Origin of the sequence: Halochromatium glycolicum, assembly GCF_016584085.1 — a bacterium.
In the GTDB taxonomy this organism is placed as follows: domain Bacteria; phylum Pseudomonadota; class Gammaproteobacteria; order Chromatiales; family Chromatiaceae; genus Lamprobacter; species Lamprobacter glycolicus.
This window is the reverse complement of record NZ_NRSJ01000106.1, coordinates 1-1,854: the sequence shown is the minus strand read 5'-3', so window position 1 is coordinate 1,854 and position 1,854 is coordinate 1. Positions and strand designations below refer to the sequence as shown.

At 59.6% G+C, this 1,854-nt stretch carries 3 protein-coding genes; all 3 read left to right on the top strand.

Translation table 11 applies throughout. The features are described from left to right. The first annotated feature begins 358 nt into the window (after positions 1 to 358). The 3 genes from CKO40_RS25030 to CKO40_RS25560 are packed head-to-tail and all read left to right on the top strand — an operon-like array spanning position 359 to position 1,760. Positions 359 to 871 carry an acyltransferase gene (locus CKO40_RS25030; protein ID WP_200348914.1) on the top strand — a complete coding sequence of 171 codons (513 nt, stop codon included), beginning with the start codon at positions 359 to 361 and terminating at the stop codon, positions 869 to 871. After that, a complete protein-coding gene (locus tag CKO40_RS23650) occupies positions 861 to 1,385 on the top strand; it encodes a GNAT family N-acetyltransferase (RefSeq protein WP_200348913.1) in 525 nt (174 codons plus the stop codon). Before CKO40_RS25030 ends, CKO40_RS23650 begins: the two co-directional genes overlap by 11 nt. A gap of 42 nt (positions 1,386 to 1,427) precedes the next feature. After that, positions 1,428 to 1,760, top strand: a complete 333-nt coding sequence (locus tag CKO40_RS25560; protein ID WP_200348915.1) for a sugar 3,4-ketoisomerase — start codon at positions 1,428 to 1,430, stop codon at positions 1,758 to 1,760. Positions 1,761 to 1,854 lie beyond the last annotated feature (94 nt).

The window sequence follows — 1,854 nt, the reverse complement described above, 5'->3', positions numbered from 1 at the left end:
CCTCAAGCTCGAACTGGATCAGCTCCTTGCTGAGGCCCGGGCCGACGGCCTGATCGACTGACCGGTTTTGACCTTCGACAAGAAGGCGGCGCGCAGCGATCGCGTCGGCCAAGCCGCGTAAGTGTTTCAAACCTCCTCGGTCTTCGGCTTCGTGTGCCGTAGCCACCGGGATCCCGCAAGCGCCGCAGGAGATCCGGCTGGTGCATGGGGATGCGGGTGCGAAGCGGCCGCTATCAGGAACCGACGGACCACATCGTCAAGGCCTGATTGGCATTGGCATCCCGGCTTCATCGCTCCAACAACACGGCACTCGTCCTCGTATCAGGCGAACTAAGAACCAGAAGCCTTCTTTGTCCACATGACGCATTCCATCCACCCGCTCTCAGACGTCCAGACCCGCCAGATCGGCGACGGTAGCCGCATCTGGCAGTTTGTCGTCATCCTCCCCGGCGCCCGGATCGGCGCCGACTGCAACCTCTGCGCGCACTGCCTCATCGAGAACGATGTGGTCATCGGCGACCGGGTCACGGTCAAATCCGGCGTGCAGTTGTGGGATGGCTTGCGCATCGAAGACGATGTGTTCATCGGGCCGAACGTCACCTTCACCAATGACCGCTTCCCGCGCAGCAAGCAGTACCCGGACCGCTTCGCCACGACCATCGTTAAGCGCAGGGCCTCCATCGGGGGGGCGGTGATCCTGCCAGGCCTGACCATTGGCGAGCGGGCGGTGGTCGGCGCCGGTGCGGTGGTCACCCGGTCGGTTCCGGCCGGGGCCACCGTGGTTGGCAATCCGGCGCGGATGATCGGCATGCTGGAGCCGGGTCATGAATCCGGCCCCACAGATCCTCAAGGCGCGACAGGTGATCGGTAAGACGCTGATCTTCAGAGATGCGACGCCGGAAGATGCCGCCTTCATCCTCTCGCTGCGTACCGACGAGAAAAAATCGCGTTATCTGAGCACCACCGCGCCAGACATCGATGCCCGGCGATCCTGGCTACAGCACTATGCAACTGCGACTGACCAGGCCTACTTCATCATCGACCACCAGGGCGAGCCCATCGGCACCGTGCGGCTTTACGATGCCCAAGGGGACAGCTTCTGCTGGGGTTCCTGGATTCTCAAGGACGGTCGACCATCTCAGGCCGCGATGGAATCGGCCCTCATGGTCTACGCCTATGCGGTCGATCACCTGGGCTTTACCGCCGCCCATTTCGATGTGCGCAAGGGTAATGAGCGCGTCTGGCAGTTCCACGAACGCTTCGGCGCCAAGCGCACCGCAGAAACAACGCTCGACTACTTCTACACGCTGAGTCTGGAAGCCATCCAGGCCTCAAGAACGTGCTACGCCAAATTTCTCCCGGCTGGCGTAACAGTCACCAACTGAATCGATCTAGCAAAATAAAGCAGCGACTATGTCTATCAGTGACTGCAAAATCCTCGATTTACCCAAGATCGCCAATCCCCAGGGCAACCTCACCTTCATCAAGGTGAAAACCATATCCCCTTTGAGATCCAACGCGTCTACTACCTCTACGACGTGCCAGGAGGAGGCGAGCGCGGCGGGCATGCACACAAAGAGCTGCAGCAACTCATTATCGCCATGTCGGGCAGCTTCGACATCGTCCTAGATGAAGGTAAAGACAAGATCCGTTACCACCTCAACCGATCTTACAACGGCCTCTATGTCTGTCCAATGATCTGGCGTGAATTGGATAACTTTTCTTCCTTGCGCCAGGCAAAGCCTGGAAGAGGGGGATGATCGCGAAATGATTTGAGTGATCGGAAACCTCTTATTGTGACCCGCCGGGTGAAAGTCCCGAACCGGAAAGGACTGGCCATCCACCGGAACCGAG